Below are 13,838 nucleotides of genomic sequence, written 5' to 3' on the forward strand. Positions count from 1 at the left end.
GTTGCATCCGCGTCACGCAACACGATTTACCGGATCAGACCCCGCCGCGAAGGCCAATCCCACAAATTGATCACAACCGAATACGCGCCCTAGTCATAGCCGGGGGCGGGGCGAGTCATCGTCACGGGGTAGGGAGGGTGGAGGTGGCGATCCGGCCCAGGAGAGTGGCAAGTTGCCGGGGCATGGAAAGGAACGGCGAGTGGCTGCTCGGCAGCCGGTGGACGGAATCCGCGCGCGTGGCGAGCTCGCGTTGCCGGGACGGTTCGAGCGCCTGGTCGCGGTCGCAGACGATGTAGCTGGAGGGCACGGTGCGCCATCCTGCCGTGGTCACCCGCTCCGTGAAGGACCGGACACTCTGCGGGCGCAGCCGGGCCACGGCTCGCTCGGCTTCGACCTCAGGCACGTCGTCGAAGAGTATCCGCCGGGCATCCTCGTACGGCGGGGCGTGGCCCGTCCCGTCGTCCGGCACGGGCGTTCCGAGGGAGGTGAACATGCTCTCGCCCACGTCCAGTTGGAATCCGGCGAGGTAGACCACCCCTACCACGTTCGGGGCATCCGCGATGGCCTCTGTGGCGGGGACACCGCCGTAGGAGTGGGCGATCACCATCACCGGGCCGTCGATGCGCCGGAGGCTGTCCCTGATGGTTTCCGCGTCGTCCAGCATGCCCACCGGGCGGGCGCCGTCGCGCCGGTCGGCCGGTGGGTTGGCGCTGGGCAGGTCGACGGCGTGGGACCGCCATCCGTCGGCGTCGAGCGCGGCGCGTAAGTGGTCCCAGCACCAGGCTCCATGCCAGGCTCCGTGGACCAGCAGGAAGGTCGGCCGGTCGGTGTCAGCGTTCATGTGCAGTACCTCCGTTGTCCGAGCTGCGGATGGCGGGAAACTGTGGCGCGAAGCGGGCCGCCCCGCCCCGCCCATGGGTCGCGGGCCGAGTGGCCTCACCCAGGACCCGACGATACTGCGCTGCCCTGCAGCAGTGGCGGCCGGTTCGCGCCTCCGGGGTGGTCGGCTCCCTCGTCAAATCCTGTCCCCGCTACTCACATGTGAGGGCCGGCAGCCAAGCTGCCGGGCCCTCACTGTGTCTGGGCTCCCGTCAACATCGTGGCCGGGGCGCGCTTCAGCCTGGCGGCAGAACTGTGGTGGGGTTGGTTGGCACCAGGCCATCATCAGGGCCGCCACCGCCGTCCCGGCGAAGAACACGGAGGAGCAGACATGAAGTCCATCCACGAGGTTGACTTCCTGGCTGACCGCGCGCACGCCGGACAGGTCGACAAGATCGGCGTGCCGTACATCGAGCACGTCCGCGCCGTAGCCGCCGGGCTCGCGCCGTTCGGCGACGAACTCGTCATGGCCGGGCTCCTGCACGACATCATCGAGGACACCGACTGGACCGCCGGACGACTGCGCGCCGCCGGAATCCCCGTGCGGGTCGTAGAGATCGTGGAGGCGGTGACCAATCAGCCGGGCACTCCCTACGCCGAGAGGATTCAGCGCATCACGGGCGATGCCCAGGCGACGCTCGTGAAGATCGCCGACAACGCTCACAACTCCCACCCCGACAGGGCCGCCCAGCTGTCGCCCGACAAACAGGCACGCCTCGCCGCCAAGTATCGGGCCGCGCGCGCCGTGCTCTGGCCCCTCGCGAGCAGAGACGACATCGAGGCCATCGTCCGGATCGTCAACCCCTCGCTGCTCTCGGAGCTGGACGAACACCAATGACCTCAGAGACGGGCCACCCTTCTTCTCTTCGGCCGGTGTCGCCGACTTGGGCTTGGCCTATCCAGCGGCCGAGGGCGCTTCGCGCAGGTCAGCCGCAGCGATCGGGGGCAGGAATGGACTTCCCGTGGAGCGCCGAGCCGCCAACGCGCACGCGTCGGTCTGCCGGCGATGCCCCGGGGCATGGACGGCCCCGCTCGTGCCCGCGTCTGCCACGGCGACGGCGGCTGGGAGGTCGGCGGTGCGAAGCCGGGGACGAAGGCATGCGGTTATCGGCCCAACCGGCGCGAACCGTATCCCGCTCCTGCCCATCCCCCGTTGCCCCGGCGGCTGAATGCCCGGGGCGGCCAGGCAATCGGCCTGCTATGCGCCGGCCGGCTGAAGTGAGGTGAGGCGTGTCATCTCCTCCTCCGACAGTCGCAGCGCGCCGGCTGCCATGTTCTGCGCGAGGTGGTCAGGGTTACCGGTCCCCGGGATCGCCAGCACGTGCTGTCCCTGCTGCAAGGTCCAGGCCAGCCGGACCTGCGCTACGGACACACCGTGTGCGCGGGCGACGGCGTCCACCATCTCGCTGTCCCGGGCGGCCGCCGCCCCCGCATCGCGCCCGGAACCGGCGATCGCGAAGAACGGGACAAAGGCGAGACCGAGTTCACCGCAGCGCCGCAGGAGAGCCCGGTCCTCGTGCGACGCACCGATCCCGTAGGGGTTCTGTACGCAGACCACCGGGGCGATGGCCAGGGCCTCGGTCAATTGGTCGGACGTGACGTTGGAGATACCGAGGTGCCGGATCAGCCCTTCCTCGCGCAGTTCGGCCAACGCGCCAAGGTGCTCACCGATCGAGCCGGTCCGCCGACCCGGTGGCACGCGCAGATTCACCACGTCCAGGTAATCGCGGCCGAGCTGGCGCAGGTTCTCTTCCACCTGGCCGCGCAACTGCGCCGGTGTGGCCCACCACCACTCGCCCGAGGGGCCGCGGCCCGGCCAGACCTTGGTCGTGATGACCAGATCCTCCGGGTACGGCGCCAGGGCCCGGTTGATCAGCTCGTTGGCCGATCGGGTCGCCGAGAAGTAGAACGAGGCGGTGTCGATGTGGTTCACGCCGAGCTCGACCGCCCGCCGGAGCACGCCGATCGCCTGCTCGCGATCACGCGGCACGCCGTGGTCAAAGGGGGCGGTACCGGTCAGGCGCATCGCGCCGAACCCTACGCGGTTGACAGTCAGATCGCCGAGTCGCCAAGTGCTGTTTGTTGCTGCGGTGTTCGTCCGTGTGCTCATGAAATGGATCTCCTCTTGCGGGCTGGGAAGGGGACCCGCGGTGCGTTCAGGGTGCTCGGCTGGGCGAGTACCTTCGAAGCGGGTTGACCAGGTCGGGGCAGGCCGGCTCGGGGCATGAAAAAAGCCTCCCCGGCGGATCAAAATCCGCACCTAGGAGGCTCGCGTGTAGCAGCATTCTAGCAGGTCGGCCAGGACATCCGCCAGCATGTCATCGGATGCAAGGGCTCTTCGGGGACCGACGCTCCAGCGGTGAAAAACCAGGCACGTCGGCCGTGTCGGCTTGGACAGCTCCTTGAGCGCCGTCAGAATGCCCTTCGGTCGGCCTGAGAGGCGCATGCGACCGATCGCCCGGCCACGTGCTGTCGGTCCTGACCGTCGACGATGCCCACCGTCCACCGGCCTGGCGGGGGTGATCTCATGACTGCCGTCCCTGTCCCGCTCACCCTCGTCGGCTACCTCGACGCTGCCCCTCCCCGGCGCGACACCCGTGGGATCCCCGCCCGTTCCGCCTGATCGCCTCACCCACCGACGACATCACGGACGAGTCACTCTCGCTCTTCACCCCCGGCGGCTCCCTGCGCCACCCGGATGGCCCCGCAGCTCGATGAGTTGGGTTTTCGTTGGGAAGGGTGTCCTTGACGCTCCTGCGAGGAGTCACAGCGGCTGTCAGCCGCAATACAGAAAGGGGTAAGGGAGTCGTGCTTTCCGCTCAGCTCCTTAGGAGTATTCGTACCCGGCCGGCCGCTGTCAGCGACCTCGCGCGCAGCCTCACCACTGCCTCCGCCCAGTTCACGGCCACAGGGGTCAAGGAGAACCGTGTACCCAACCCCTGAGTTCGACAGGACGCCGCGCTTGGGCGGACGCCGGCGCAGGCTGTGGGCCGCGCTGCTGCTGGGCGCGGCAGCAGTGGCCTACAACGGCTGGCTTCTGGAGTTTTTTCTGCCCACGGGCCTGGACCCGAGGCATTCCTATGTGAGTGAGCTATACGCAGCCGACCAGCCCTTCCACGGACTGTTCAGTGGGATCGAGGTCGCCTGCGCGCTGCTCGTGGCGGCAGGGGCACTGTTGGCGCGGGGCAAGCCGCCGGGCCGCCTGGCCACTACCGGCTGGTGGGCAGTGATTGCCTTCGCCGCGTTCTCGGTGGCCGACACCATCGTGCCGATGCGGTGCGCGCCGTCGGTGGAACGCTCCTGCGAGGCGGTGAACCCGTGGCACACCACAACCAGCGCACTGGTCCACTTCGCGATCTTCTCCTCCATGGCGCTGCTCAACGCCGCGGCCAAGGTCAGGTGCCCCAGGATGCCATTGATCCAGCGCTGGGGCCCCTGGGTGCTTCCGTGCGCCATGGTGGCTGCGGTGGCCACGGTCGGCCCCCTCTTCGGCGGCCCGGGCTGGCACGGCGTTCCGCAGCGGGTGCACTTGATCCTGGTGGGAACGTGGTTCGCCCTCCTGGCGGTGGCGCTGGTCAGGCCGCTGAGCCACCACGGGTCGGCTGCCGGGACACGGACAGCCACGTACGTCTCCCGGACGGTGCAGACAACCCCCACCAATGGCCCCATCGCCTGACCACACGTCACAGCGTCGGCACCATGTGGTCCTGCGTGGGCCGCCCTGGATGTCTTGGCGGCGGAGGTCACCGCTGCGCTGCTCGTCTGCGCTGAGTCCGCCGAGGAGGCGACGCTGGTTGTCCAGGTGGACGGCGAGGAGCTCGTCGGTCGAGTCGACACCTTCGGCGGTGAAGGTGATGAGGCGTCCGCGCGAATCGGTATCCGCGACGGATCTAGTGATCAGGCCGCGGGCTTCGAGCCGGTCGACCCGTTTGGTGATCGCGCCGGTGGTCACCGAACGGTGCGGCTGAGCTCCCCTGCGGACAGCGCGTAGGGCTCACCCGAACGCCGGAGCGCCGCCGGCACATCGAAGTCACTCCACCCAGGCCCGCGGCCCGGAAGGGCGGGCGTAGCCGCTGGTCCAGCGTGTCGGCGAGCCGGAAGAGCCGGCCGATGACGGGCATCGGCGCCGGGTCCAGATCGGGGCGCTCGTGATTCCACTGTTCACCCGGTCAGCCACTGATGGTCCGGCAGGAAGCGCACGTCGTACCGCTCGGGCACGACCGCGAACTTGTGAGGTTCAGGGACGACGGGCTGGTGCGGCAGGCCAAGCTGTTCCGCGGGCGCGCCCAGGTTTTCGAAGAACCGCTCGAAGGTGCCGCCGGGGCCGGCGGCTACGCCGACGACTTGGCTGTGGTGGCGCTCCATGCGGTAGGCGTGCGGGCAGTTCTTGGGCACGAAGCCGAAGTCGCCGGGGGTGAGCAGCTTCTCTTGCTGGTTGCCCTCGGTGTCCTCGACAAAGAGGCGTACGGCGCCCTGGGTTATGTAAAAGACCTCGTGGGTGTCGGGGTGCAGGTGGGCCGGGATGAGGTCGCCCTTGGGGCCTTCGACAGTGAAGAAGTTGAAGGTGTTCTCGGTCTGTTCACCGCCGGCGTAGATGGTGATCAGGTCGCCGAACAGGTGAGCGCGGTCCCCTTCGCCCTTCTCGATGAAGTAAGGCTTGCCCGGCTCGGAGGGTATGCGCGAGGCCCGCCGGTAGCGGGTGGCGTACTCGATGGTCATGGGACTCCTTGGGTCGGTCTCACGAATGTCAGGTAGCCTGACACGCGAGAGTGCCGACAGGCAAGCCGACCGTGAGGATCCATGAAGTCCACCCGCCGCAACCTCCCCCAACTGTTCAGCGATGCCCGGCGCTGGTTCGAAGAAGGGTTGCTGACAGCCCTGGAGGCAGCCGGAGCCACACCGGTCTCGCCGACACAGGCACAGCTTTTCGCCGTACTGGACGACCACGGCACCACCGTGTCCGAACTCGCCCGGCGCATGGGCGTCACCCGGCAGACCGCACACCAGGCCGTGCACGGCCTGGTCGCCGTCGGACTTCTCGAGCAAGTCCCCGACCCCGCCTCCGCACGTCAGCGGCTGATCCGGCGCACCGAGGAAGGCGACCGCGTGCACCACCAGGCCGGTGCCATCCTCGAACGGCTGGAAGAGCAGCTCGCCGAGCGGATCAGCCAGCAGGCGGTCGATGCCCTGCGGGCAGCACTGGAGACGCCGTGGGGCCAGCCCCCTCCCCCGAACTCATGAGGCCACCATTGCGAAGATGAGCCTTTTACGGAGCTTTTACGGGTCAGTGGCGCTGGGGCGGGGCCGGGGGCGGCGATCGCGCGCGGCGGGATCAGGGCGGGCGGCCGTAAGTCATGGCTTGCCCCGCGCCTCAACAACCTCATCGCCAGCCCTTAGCGCCTCCCTTTCGCCACCGGCCTCTGTCCGCCGGGCGCGTGGGACACGGTCCGGGTGAGCCTTCCGCCGGGGTGAGGACCGTCCAGCGTGCGGGATGCGGCTGGGCGGCACGGCACCGAGCCGATGGGTGAACAGCCGGGTGGCGCCGTAACGCCACCCGGTCGGCTACTGCCAATCACCCCTCGGCCGCCGGCAACGGGGGCGTGCCGGGCGCCGGGTATTCAGCCCGCGCTGCGCTCCACCTTGTCGACCACGCACTTGACGCCGCTGGTGGAGGCACCCGCCTTGGGCGTGTAAGGAGCCACGATGTCGAGATTGTTCCAGCGGCCGGGACGGATGAAGGGAACGGACGTGGTCTGGGTGGCCACAGGAGTACCGTCCGGGGCCGTGAACTTCACGGAGACGTCATAGGTGTAGGTCGCCGTCACGTCATGGTTGAAGACCATCACGCTGGCCGATATGCCCTTCTTGTCGGCGTACGTACAGCCGGAGATCTCGACGTCCTTCTTGGCGTCACCGCCGCCATCAGCGCGGGTCATCTTGTCGGCAGCGGGCGTTTCGCTAGAACCGGAGGCCGAACCCTGCCCCGCCGAATCACCGCTGCAGCCGCTGACACCCATACCGGCCAGGGCGACGAGGGCGGATCCGGATACGGCTGCGGCGCGAGTGCGTTGGAACTTCACTGTTGGTTCTCTCGATCCAGTGGTACGGGAATGGCGCCCGTTCCGGCGCCATCAACAAGCTCGCGTCACGCTAGGCAACAGCTCCGCACCTGGCCATACCGCCGGTAACACTGTGACAGAGTCGCGACCGCATAGATTCCAAGTCCTGATCACAGACGCCAGAAACCCAGACGGCCCATACGTAACCACCCGTACCCTGCGGGAATCGGGACGGTGACCTCGAAACGGACCACAATTGCCGAACCACACGGCAGACTGCGCAGCCGGCGCCGTTCGCTCCCGGCCCGCAGGACGGGGGTGCGTAACGTGCCTGAGTGCGCCACGGCCCGGACCAGGCCGCGATGCGGCCACAGGTGGGCGCGCCGTGACGGACGCGGACCCGGCGGCTGAGCTGCGGGCGCGATCGAAGCGCGACCCTCCGCTCACCGCTTTTCTGGCGAATTCGGGTGCCCGGTGAAGCGGTGCCACCAGTGACGACGCCGGGGGTGTACGGCCCGGCCCAGCCTGCGACCGATCACCAGATAGCCCAGCAGCGCGCCCGCGGTATTGAGCAGCACATCATCGATGTCGAACGCCCGGCCGGTGATGAGGGCGCCCTGGACCAGCTCGACAAGCAACATCACCCCTGCGGTGACAGCGGCTACGCGGACCAGCCCGCGCGCGCGGGGCACCAGCACCGGCAGCAGCAGACCGAACGGAATCCCCAGCGCGATATTGCCGCCGAGCTGCTTGAGGGTGTCACGGAAGGCCGGGCGGGCGAGGTACTCGCGGAGGGAGTCACCCGGGCGCAGGTTGCTGTGCGTCAGCGATTCCGAGGCAGCCGACGGTTCCAGCGTCAGTCGGGCCAGCACCACTCCGAAGGCCACCATCCCCGCGAAGGCCAGCAGCATGACCAGCACGCGCACCGGCCGTGACAGCCGGTGCCCATCGACTGCCGCCTGGCGGTCCGCGCCCTTCGCGGCATCGTCGTGCGGGACTTTCCTCGCCATCACGAACGAACCCCCTGTCAGGGTCGGTCTGTCTGCCTCTATCCGTTACCCCGGAAGAGCCTGACGACTCCCCGAAGCCGACACCGGTCGCGGCCCCTGGTTGCCGACAGGCACAGCGGGGACAGCAGCAACCTGGAGCGGCGACGAAGGACTTGCCGTTCGCATGCGATCGGTATCGATCTTTTGGGCCCTGGGGCGTGTGTAGTCCTCAGGCCAGAAATGCCGCTGTGGTCGCCACGAACCGGTCGGCATCGTCGAGCCACGGGTAGTGCCCGGCGCCGGGCTGCACGGCGAGCGTGGCGTCGGAGAACAGGCCCGCGAACTCAGTCACCGACCGCGGCGGGCTGTTCAGATCGAACTCACCGGCGAGCAGCAGCACGGGGGCCTCGCAGGCGGCGAGCGCCGTACGGGTGGTCTCCGGGTCGAAGGCGCCCTCAGCCGCGAAGAGTGCGACAGCCTCCATGTTGCTGGGCCGGCCGGCTGCATGGTGCTTCTGTGCCGCAGCGTCCCACCGGCCGCAGAAGAAGGGAGCGATGGCCTCCCAGTCGCTGCCCGTGCCCTCGCTGATCGCCTCCAAGGCGGCGAAGGCGGCCGGGAACCAGGGCTCGTTCTTCCGGAGCCGTGCGAGCTCGCGTCGCGTCTCCCCGGTGATCTCTATACCGACGGCTCGGGCACCGGGGGTGATCAGGGCGAGCTTGCCGACGTTCTGTGGGTAGCGCGCCGCGTACTGGACCGCGAGGTTCGCGCCGCCGGAGTGCGCGAGCAAGTCCAACGAAGCAAGTCCGAGGTGTTCGCGCAGCGCCTCCACGTCCTCGACGAGGCGATCGCAGCGATAGGAGGAGGTGTCTTCGGGAACCGCGGACCGGCCGGTGCCACGAAGGTCCAGAAAGATCAGTCGGCGGTGCGTGGACAGGCCGCCGAGGTCGCCGAGGTAGAGGGAGTCCGAGGGGCCTCCGGGGAGGCAGACGACCGGGTCGCCGTCGCCGGTCGCCCGGTAGGCGAGCCGGGTCCCGTCAGGTGCGGAAAAGGTAGGCATGACCCAATCCTGCCTTCCATAACTAGGTTATACAACCCGGTTATGGCGGTGGGGTGCTCCGGTGTATAAGAGAGCCATGGCAGGCGAAGGAATCACGCACCAGAGCCCCGGCGTACCGACCGAGGAGCAGGCCGAGCGACTGCTCGCCGACATGAACGAGATCATCCGTGCGGGCGAGGAGATGCGGAAGCTGCGCGCCGAAATGATCGGAGTGTTCGCCGGCTTGGGCTGGACCCAGGAGAGAATCGCCCAACTCACCAACGTGAGTCAGCCTGCCGTGTCGAAGCAGGTGATGAAGTACAAGGCCGCCGGCCCACTGCCCCCGACGACGCTCGCTCTCGACCAGCACGACACACCATGGCTCGAAGGGCGCCTGTGGGGCCTCGCCGAGGAAATCTCCGAGCACTTCTACGACACCGCCCGCTGCACGCCCTACGTCAACGCCATCGCCCGGGGAAAGAAGCGCTTCACGCCCCAGAACGTCGACGAGCTGCGTCGCCTCCTCGAAGAGGACCTGAGGCTGCACCAGGCGGAGATGCCGAGGGACTACCGAGGTGCGTACGACGAGATCAGCCGTGGGCTCGACCTGCCGTCGAAGGACAGCACCACCGCGTCAGCCTCTGCGCGCCGCGCCCTCGCGCACCTGATCCAGCGCGATCGTCTCCGGGGGCGCACCGGGTGAGAAGCCGCCTTCCGCCCAAGTGGTCGAGAAGCCGTCCGTGACAGGTACGTGGAGCAACATCCCCACCCCGCTGTCGCCGACGGCCACTCTCCTCAAGGCACGGGTCAGCGTCGAAAGCTGTAGCGGATCAGGCGGGAACGGGCGTCCTCCTCACTCAGCCCCAGAGCCGTTCCGATCGCTTCCCACGACAGTTCACCGGCCTGTTCATCGGCCCGCGCGTTGTGAGCGGCGTGATGGCCGATGCGGCCGGTGATGCGCTCCAGCGCCGCGACGGCTTTCAGCGCGGCCACCGGGGCCTCCGCAGCCAGCGCGTCCAACTGCTCCTCCACCCGGGCCACCAGCTCTTCCAGCCCGACGGGCAGCGGCACCGAGCGCGCCCTGACGTCGCTGATGTGCTGTTCCCAGTCATCGCGCGGGCCGGACGTATCCATGGAGTGCCCGTCGTCGATCACCTGCGGCCAGTCGATCGGGTAGCGTGGCGTGCCGCGCCAGCCGCATGAGCACGAGCCCCGTAACTCGGCTGCCTTCGGTGCGCCATACGTGCCGTCGTACACCCGCCAGTCACTGGTCGGGGGCGGTCCGCCGCCGCTCCCGGCGTCGAGATAGACGGGCTTGGGTTCGCTGCCATCAGCAAGGACGGCCCCCGCCCGTCCCTCGTGGAACGACCCGTACTCCTCGGACTGCCACCCCATGACCTCTCCCTCCTGCGAGTGGTACGGAACACAACCTTCCACGGACGACAATGCCGGAGCGGTAAGGCCTTCGACCGGTGAACACTCGAATCGGTCACGACCGTCATGTGTCGGCCACCCCATTCCGGATTCCGGGGCCGACCGGACGGGGGCTCGGCCCCGCCGGGCAGGTCCGAGCCGCCGGTTCGTGCCGACGAAGTCGGCCCACCCGGCTCGCTACGGTGCGTTGGTGAAGGAGCGACGGTAGGAGCGGGGCGGCACACCCCGGCGGCGCACGAACTGTTCACGTAGGACAGCCGCGCTGCCGTATCCGACCCGATGGGCGATCTCCTCGACCGGCAGGTCCGTGGTTTCCAGGAGTTCCTCGGCGCTGCTCAGTCGCAAGTTCCGGAGCCAGGCGTGCGGGGTGGTGCCGGTCGCGTCGGCGAATCGGCGGGCGAAGGACCGTTTGCTCATCATGGCGCGCCTGGCCAGTTCCGCGACGGGAAGGGGTTCGTGGAGGTGCTCGCGGGCCCAGGCGAGCACCTCGGCCAGGCGCTCGTCCCGGCAGTCCTCGGGGACGGGGGAGGCCAGATACTGGGCCTGACCGCCGTCCCGGTGGGAGGGCAGCACCATGTCGCGGGCGACGGCGTTGGCCATCGCGGCCCCGTATTCCCGCCTCAGCAGGTGCAGGCACAGGTCGAAGCCCGCGGCGGCGCCCGCCCCTGTGGTGATCCGCCCTTCGTCGACGTACAGGGCGTCGGGATCCACGACGACGTCCGGGTGACGTTGGGCCAGCAGTTCGGCGAACCGCCAGTGGGTGGTGGCTCTTCGGCCGTCGAGCAGCCCGGCGGCGGCGAGCGCGAACGTGCCGACGCAGTGGGCCGCGACCAGGGAGCCGCGCTCGTGCGCGGCCGACAACGCGTCGAGCACGGCGGGGCCGGGCGGCGTACGGAAGCCGGCCCACGGCAAGGCGATCACCAGATCAGCGGCAGCCAGCCGGTCCAGGCCGTGCCCGACCATGAGCGGCACGCCGAGGTCGGTGGGGACCGGCCCGGGCCGGTCGGTGCACAGCGCGAAGTCGAAGCCGGGCAGCCCTTCCCCGTGCGGACCGAACACCTCGGCGACGATACCGACGGCGAGCATGCCGACTCCGGGCGGGGCGTACGCGGCAACGGTCACGAAGGGCGGCACGGAAGCAGTATGGCAGCAGTGGCACGAATCCTGCGATGCTGGGCAGGAGTGCCACTCGTGGACGGCCGGGCCGGCCCGGAAGGATGAGGGCATGACAGACGCACCGCTCGGCCGCAGCGCCGTGTACACGATTCTGACCACCGGTTACGTCGGCTCCACCGGTCCCGGCGTCGCCGCCACCGTCTCCTACATCGCTGACGCCGGCCGGCATGTGATCTTCGACCCGGGCATGGTGGCGAGCCGGGAAGACATCCTGGCCCCGCTCGCGGAGCTCGGGCTCGGCCCCGACGACATCACCTTGCTCGCCGGCAACGACACCGGCACCGTCGCGTTCGCCGGCGACCTCTGGTGGCACGCGGCCGGACCCGCCGACGACCCCGTGGCCCCCGACCGCGAGACACTACGCGCCTCCCGGACCCGCGTACTGGCCACCGCCGACCTGATCGTGCCCGGCCACGGCAGCCCCTTCAACCCCGACCACAACACACCACGTTGACTTTGGTTCGTCGGTCTGTCGGTTTGTCGGAGGGGTGGGCCCGGTAGGGGCGCACGCCAACTTCACCCTCTCGGGTGAATTACGCACCGGACAGCAACAATTGTTGACGAATTCGGCTGTGCTGGACACAGCGCACACTGGAGGTCATGTCATGCGATACCGCACCCTCGCGTCGTACGCACCCGCCGCAGCGGCCCTGCTGGCTCTGGCCATGCCGACGGGAACCGCTGAGGCGGCCACCGGCAACTTCTTCTACCACGAGCAGCCCGGCGACATCGAGCGCTCCCTGACCAACCCCGCGGACAATGTGTGCTTCAACCTCGGAAACGGCGGAGGCCGGATCTCCAACCAAACCACCCGGGTGGCCAACGTCTACTTCCAGAGCAACTGGTGCGACCTGCAAAGCCTCTCCGCGTGAGCGGTTGAGCCGAAGGGAGATGAGCACAACCCCGGCTAGTGATCAAAGCCGATCCCCACTCACGGGTGCGTCGTCCGTAAGGACGGGGTGCTAAGCCGTGAGGAACGCCCAAGGGGTCCCAGACCACCAGGAACCTACAGGCAGGGGAAGACCGGACGGGAAAGCGAAAGCGAATCCTCGTATGTACGGACCGTAATATGGACACGCGCAGTGGGAGCAATCGGCGCGCGACAGGGCTAGGGCGTAGCAAAGCGTCACTTGATGCCGCAGTCAGTTAAACCGGCATGAGATCACCAAGGCCCCGGTTCAGAGAGGGTTCCCAACCCGGTCGCTTCTCACCGGAGAGGAACAGGGAAACCCCGCCATGGTCCCGGAAACGGGTAGGCCCGAGGCAACAGAGGCACAACTCCATGCGGGAACAGGAAGTCCCGGGAAGCGAAGGCTGCCAGAGCGAAAGCTCAGGGGAAACTCCGGAACTAGGTGATCTCCTCGCCCCGGCCATAACCCGGCAGATACCAGGCACATGCCTGGACCCCGCAAGGGGGCAGACGCGGGACTGGTAGGCCGATGAGGAACAAGCAGGGGACAACCCGAACTTGGGCGCAAGTTAGACAAGGAGGACTCAATGACCGTCGAAACGCAGGGAGTTGAAACCTCCCTGAACGGAACCCGGGACGATCCAGGTGACACATGGCTCAGCACCAACTGGGCCATCGTCGAGAGGGACGTAAGGAAACTCCGCCAGCGGATCTTCAAGGCCGCGCAGGAGGGGGACCTCAAGAAGGTCCGAAACCTCCAAAAACTCATGCTGCGCTCACGGGCGAACACGCTGCAAAGCGTGCGTCGAGTCACCCAGCAAAGCGCAGGGAAGCGCACGGCCGGAGTGGACAAACAGAGGGTTCTGACTCCGAAGGAACGCGGACATCTTGTCCGGGATCTCTCGGCCGTCGGTACGCACAGATCCAAGCCGGTACGGCGTGTGTACATCCCGAAGGCGAATAGTAAGAGGCGCCCACTCGGTATCCCGACAATTCGGGACCGGGTCCAACAGGCAAGGGCGAAGAACGCCCTAGAACCTGAGTGGGAGGCCAAGTTCGAGGCGAAAAGCTACGGATTTCGTCCCGGGCGAGGCTGCCATGACGCGATATCAGCCATCTATCAGGTCCTTAAAGGGCATTCCGAGAAGCGCCAAGCGCAACGGCTATGGGTGCTGGACGCCGACCTGGCAGGGGCCTTTGACCGGATCGCCCACGACCACCTCCTGGACTCCGTCGGGCAGTTCCCCGCCCGACGAGACATTACGAGCTGGTGCGTGATAGCGGGGTGAGTGTCGTGCCTGGCTGGTGGCATGATCCGGCTGTGGCGATCACGATCAATCGGGCGGTACTGGCAC

At 68.2% G+C, this 13,838-nt stretch carries 16 protein-coding genes; 8 read left to right on the top strand and 8 right to left on the bottom strand.

Features of this window, described 5'->3' with window-relative positions; genetic code table 11:
- Positions 1 to 121: 121 nt before the first annotated feature.
- Positions 122 to 841 (bottom strand): alpha/beta fold hydrolase, encoded by a 720-nt coding sequence (locus ACZ53N_RS33920; RefSeq protein ID WP_469144646.1) that lies wholly within the window; start codon positions 839 to 841, stop codon positions 122 to 124.
- Positions 842 to 1,210: 369 nt separating this feature from the next.
- Here ACZ53N_RS33920 and ACZ53N_RS33925 point away from each other — a divergent pair, with 369 nt between their 5' ends.
- The gene (locus tag ACZ53N_RS33925) at positions 1,211 to 1,717 is read left to right on the top strand and encodes an HD domain-containing protein (RefSeq protein ID WP_469144647.1); all 507 of its coding nucleotides are present in this window, start codon (positions 1,211 to 1,213) and stop codon (positions 1,715 to 1,717) included.
- A gap of 360 nt (positions 1,718 to 2,077) precedes the next feature.
- On the opposite strand, the gene ACZ53N_RS33930 is transcribed toward ACZ53N_RS33925, so the two are convergent.
- Positions 2,078 to 2,989 (bottom strand): aldo/keto reductase, encoded by a 912-nt coding sequence (locus tag ACZ53N_RS33930; protein WP_469144648.1) that lies wholly within the window; start codon positions 2,987 to 2,989, stop codon positions 2,078 to 2,080.
- Between the two features lie 816 nt (positions 2,990 to 3,805).
- Between ACZ53N_RS33930 and ACZ53N_RS33935 the strand changes: the two genes are divergently transcribed.
- Positions 3,806 to 4,555 carry a DUF998 domain-containing protein gene (locus ACZ53N_RS33935; RefSeq protein WP_469144649.1) on the top strand — a complete coding sequence of 250 codons (750 nt, stop codon included), beginning with the start codon at positions 3,806 to 3,808 and terminating at the stop codon, positions 4,553 to 4,555.
- A gap of 54 nt (positions 4,556 to 4,609) precedes the next feature.
- Positions 4,610 to 4,870 (top strand): hypothetical protein, encoded by a 261-nt coding sequence (locus ACZ53N_RS33940; RefSeq protein WP_469144650.1) that lies wholly within the window; start codon positions 4,610 to 4,612, stop codon positions 4,868 to 4,870.
- Between the two features lie 170 nt (positions 4,871 to 5,040).
- Here the strand turns inward: ACZ53N_RS33940 and ACZ53N_RS33945 are convergent, their stop codons facing one another.
- A complete protein-coding gene (locus tag ACZ53N_RS33945; RefSeq protein WP_469144651.1) occupies positions 5,041 to 5,598 on the bottom strand; it encodes a quercetin 2,3-dioxygenase in 558 nt (185 codons plus the stop codon).
- Between the two features lie 81 nt (positions 5,599 to 5,679).
- Here ACZ53N_RS33945 and ACZ53N_RS33950 point away from each other — a divergent pair, with 81 nt between their 5' ends.
- Positions 5,680 to 6,120: a MarR family winged helix-turn-helix transcriptional regulator gene (locus tag ACZ53N_RS33950; RefSeq protein WP_469144652.1), complete on the top strand. Its 441-nt coding sequence runs from the start codon at positions 5,680 to 5,682 to the stop codon at positions 6,118 to 6,120.
- Positions 6,121 to 6,497: 377 nt separating this feature from the next.
- On the opposite strand, the gene ACZ53N_RS33955 is transcribed toward ACZ53N_RS33950, so the two are convergent.
- The 3 genes from ACZ53N_RS33955 to ACZ53N_RS33965 form a co-directional block, all read right to left on the bottom strand.
- Positions 6,498 to 6,815 carry a hypothetical protein gene (locus ACZ53N_RS33955; RefSeq protein WP_469144653.1) on the bottom strand — a complete coding sequence of 106 codons (318 nt, stop codon included), beginning with the start codon at positions 6,813 to 6,815 and terminating at the stop codon, positions 6,498 to 6,500.
- A gap of 566 nt (positions 6,816 to 7,381) precedes the next feature.
- The gene (locus ACZ53N_RS33960) at positions 7,382 to 7,948 is read right to left on the bottom strand and encodes a VanZ family protein (RefSeq protein ID WP_469144654.1); all 567 of its coding nucleotides are present in this window, start codon (positions 7,946 to 7,948) and stop codon (positions 7,382 to 7,384) included.
- 208 nt (positions 7,949 to 8,156) lie between these two features.
- Positions 8,157 to 8,984, bottom strand: a complete 828-nt coding sequence (locus tag ACZ53N_RS33965) for an alpha/beta fold hydrolase (protein ID WP_469144655.1) — start codon at positions 8,982 to 8,984, stop codon at positions 8,157 to 8,159.
- Between the two features lie 76 nt (positions 8,985 to 9,060).
- On the opposite strand from ACZ53N_RS33965, the gene ACZ53N_RS33970 reads away from it, so the two are divergent.
- Positions 9,061 to 9,666 carry a sigma-70 family RNA polymerase sigma factor gene (locus ACZ53N_RS33970; RefSeq protein ID WP_469144656.1) on the top strand — a complete coding sequence of 202 codons (606 nt, stop codon included), beginning with the start codon at positions 9,061 to 9,063 and terminating at the stop codon, positions 9,664 to 9,666.
- 104 nt (positions 9,667 to 9,770) lie between these two features.
- On the opposite strand, the gene ACZ53N_RS33975 is transcribed toward ACZ53N_RS33970, so the two are convergent.
- Both ACZ53N_RS33975 and ACZ53N_RS33980 read right to left on the bottom strand, forming a co-directional pair.
- Complete coding sequence (locus ACZ53N_RS33975; RefSeq protein ID WP_469144657.1) at positions 9,771 to 10,358, bottom strand: hypothetical protein; 588 nt, start codon at positions 10,356 to 10,358, stop codon at positions 9,771 to 9,773.
- Positions 10,359 to 10,574: 216 nt separating this feature from the next.
- Complete coding sequence (locus ACZ53N_RS33980) at positions 10,575 to 11,483, bottom strand: GlxA family transcriptional regulator (RefSeq protein WP_469144661.1); 909 nt, start codon at positions 11,481 to 11,483, stop codon at positions 10,575 to 10,577.
- A gap of 139 nt (positions 11,484 to 11,622) precedes the next feature.
- Here ACZ53N_RS33980 and ACZ53N_RS33985 point away from each other — a divergent pair, with 139 nt between their 5' ends.
- The 3 genes from ACZ53N_RS33985 to ACZ53N_RS33995 all read left to right on the top strand — a co-directional run bounded on the left by ACZ53N_RS33985 (position 11,623) and on the right by ACZ53N_RS33995 (position 13,772).
- On the top strand, positions 11,623 to 12,027 hold the full coding sequence (locus ACZ53N_RS33985) for an MBL fold metallo-hydrolase (protein WP_469144658.1): 405 nt from the start codon (positions 11,623 to 11,625) through the stop codon (positions 12,025 to 12,027).
- 151 nt (positions 12,028 to 12,178) lie between these two features.
- Positions 12,179 to 12,445 (top strand): hypothetical protein, encoded by a 267-nt coding sequence (locus ACZ53N_RS33990; RefSeq protein WP_469144659.1) that lies wholly within the window; start codon positions 12,179 to 12,181, stop codon positions 12,443 to 12,445.
- A gap of 625 nt (positions 12,446 to 13,070) precedes the next feature.
- Positions 13,071 to 13,772 carry a reverse transcriptase N-terminal domain-containing protein gene (locus tag ACZ53N_RS33995; RefSeq protein ID WP_469144660.1) on the top strand — a complete coding sequence of 234 codons (702 nt, stop codon included), beginning with the start codon at positions 13,071 to 13,073 and terminating at the stop codon, positions 13,770 to 13,772.
- The last annotated feature ends 66 nt before the right edge of the window (positions 13,773 to 13,838 follow it).

It is taken from the genome of Streptomyces sp. NPDC033229, from assembly GCF_055576875.1.

Bases quoted from the DNA above. Each gene is read 5' to 3' on its own strand.
- ACZ53N_RS33920 (WP_469144646.1), bottom strand. From the start codon at position 841: ATGAACGCTGACACCGACCGGCCGACCTTCCTGCTGGTCCACGGAGCC.
- ACZ53N_RS33925 (WP_469144647.1), top strand. From the start codon at position 1,211: ATGAAGTCCATCCACGAGGTTGACTTCCTGGCTGACCGCGCGCACGCC.
- ACZ53N_RS33930 (WP_469144648.1), bottom strand. From the start codon at position 2,989: ATGAGCACACGGACGAACACCGCAGCAACAAACAGCACTTGGCGACTC.
- ACZ53N_RS33945 (WP_469144651.1), bottom strand. From the start codon at position 5,598: ATGACCATCGAGTACGCCACCCGCTACCGGCGGGCCTCGCGCATACCC.
- ACZ53N_RS33950 (WP_469144652.1), top strand. From the start codon at position 5,680: ATGAAGTCCACCCGCCGCAACCTCCCCCAACTGTTCAGCGATGCCCGG.
- ACZ53N_RS33955 (WP_469144653.1), bottom strand. From the start codon at position 6,815: ATGACCCGCGCTGATGGCGGCGGTGACGCCAAGAAGGACGTCGAGATC.
- ACZ53N_RS33960 (WP_469144654.1), bottom strand. From the start codon at position 7,948: ATGGCGAGGAAAGTCCCGCACGACGATGCCGCGAAGGGCGCGGACCGC.
- ACZ53N_RS33965 (WP_469144655.1), bottom strand. From the start codon at position 8,984: ATGCCTACCTTTTCCGCACCTGACGGGACCCGGCTCGCCTACCGGGCG.
- ACZ53N_RS33970 (WP_469144656.1), top strand. From the start codon at position 9,061: ATGGCAGGCGAAGGAATCACGCACCAGAGCCCCGGCGTACCGACCGAG.
- ACZ53N_RS33975 (WP_469144657.1), bottom strand. From the start codon at position 10,358: ATGGGGTGGCAGTCCGAGGAGTACGGGTCGTTCCACGAGGGACGGGCG.
- ACZ53N_RS33980 (WP_469144661.1), bottom strand. From the start codon at position 11,483: ATGCTCGCCGTCGGTATCGTCGCCGAGGTGTTCGGTCCGCACGGGGAA.
- ACZ53N_RS33985 (WP_469144658.1), top strand. From the start codon at position 11,623: ATGACAGACGCACCGCTCGGCCGCAGCGCCGTGTACACGATTCTGACC.
- ACZ53N_RS33990 (WP_469144659.1), top strand. From the start codon at position 12,179: ATGCGATACCGCACCCTCGCGTCGTACGCACCCGCCGCAGCGGCCCTG.
- ACZ53N_RS33995 (WP_469144660.1), top strand. From the start codon at position 13,071: ATGACCGTCGAAACGCAGGGAGTTGAAACCTCCCTGAACGGAACCCGG.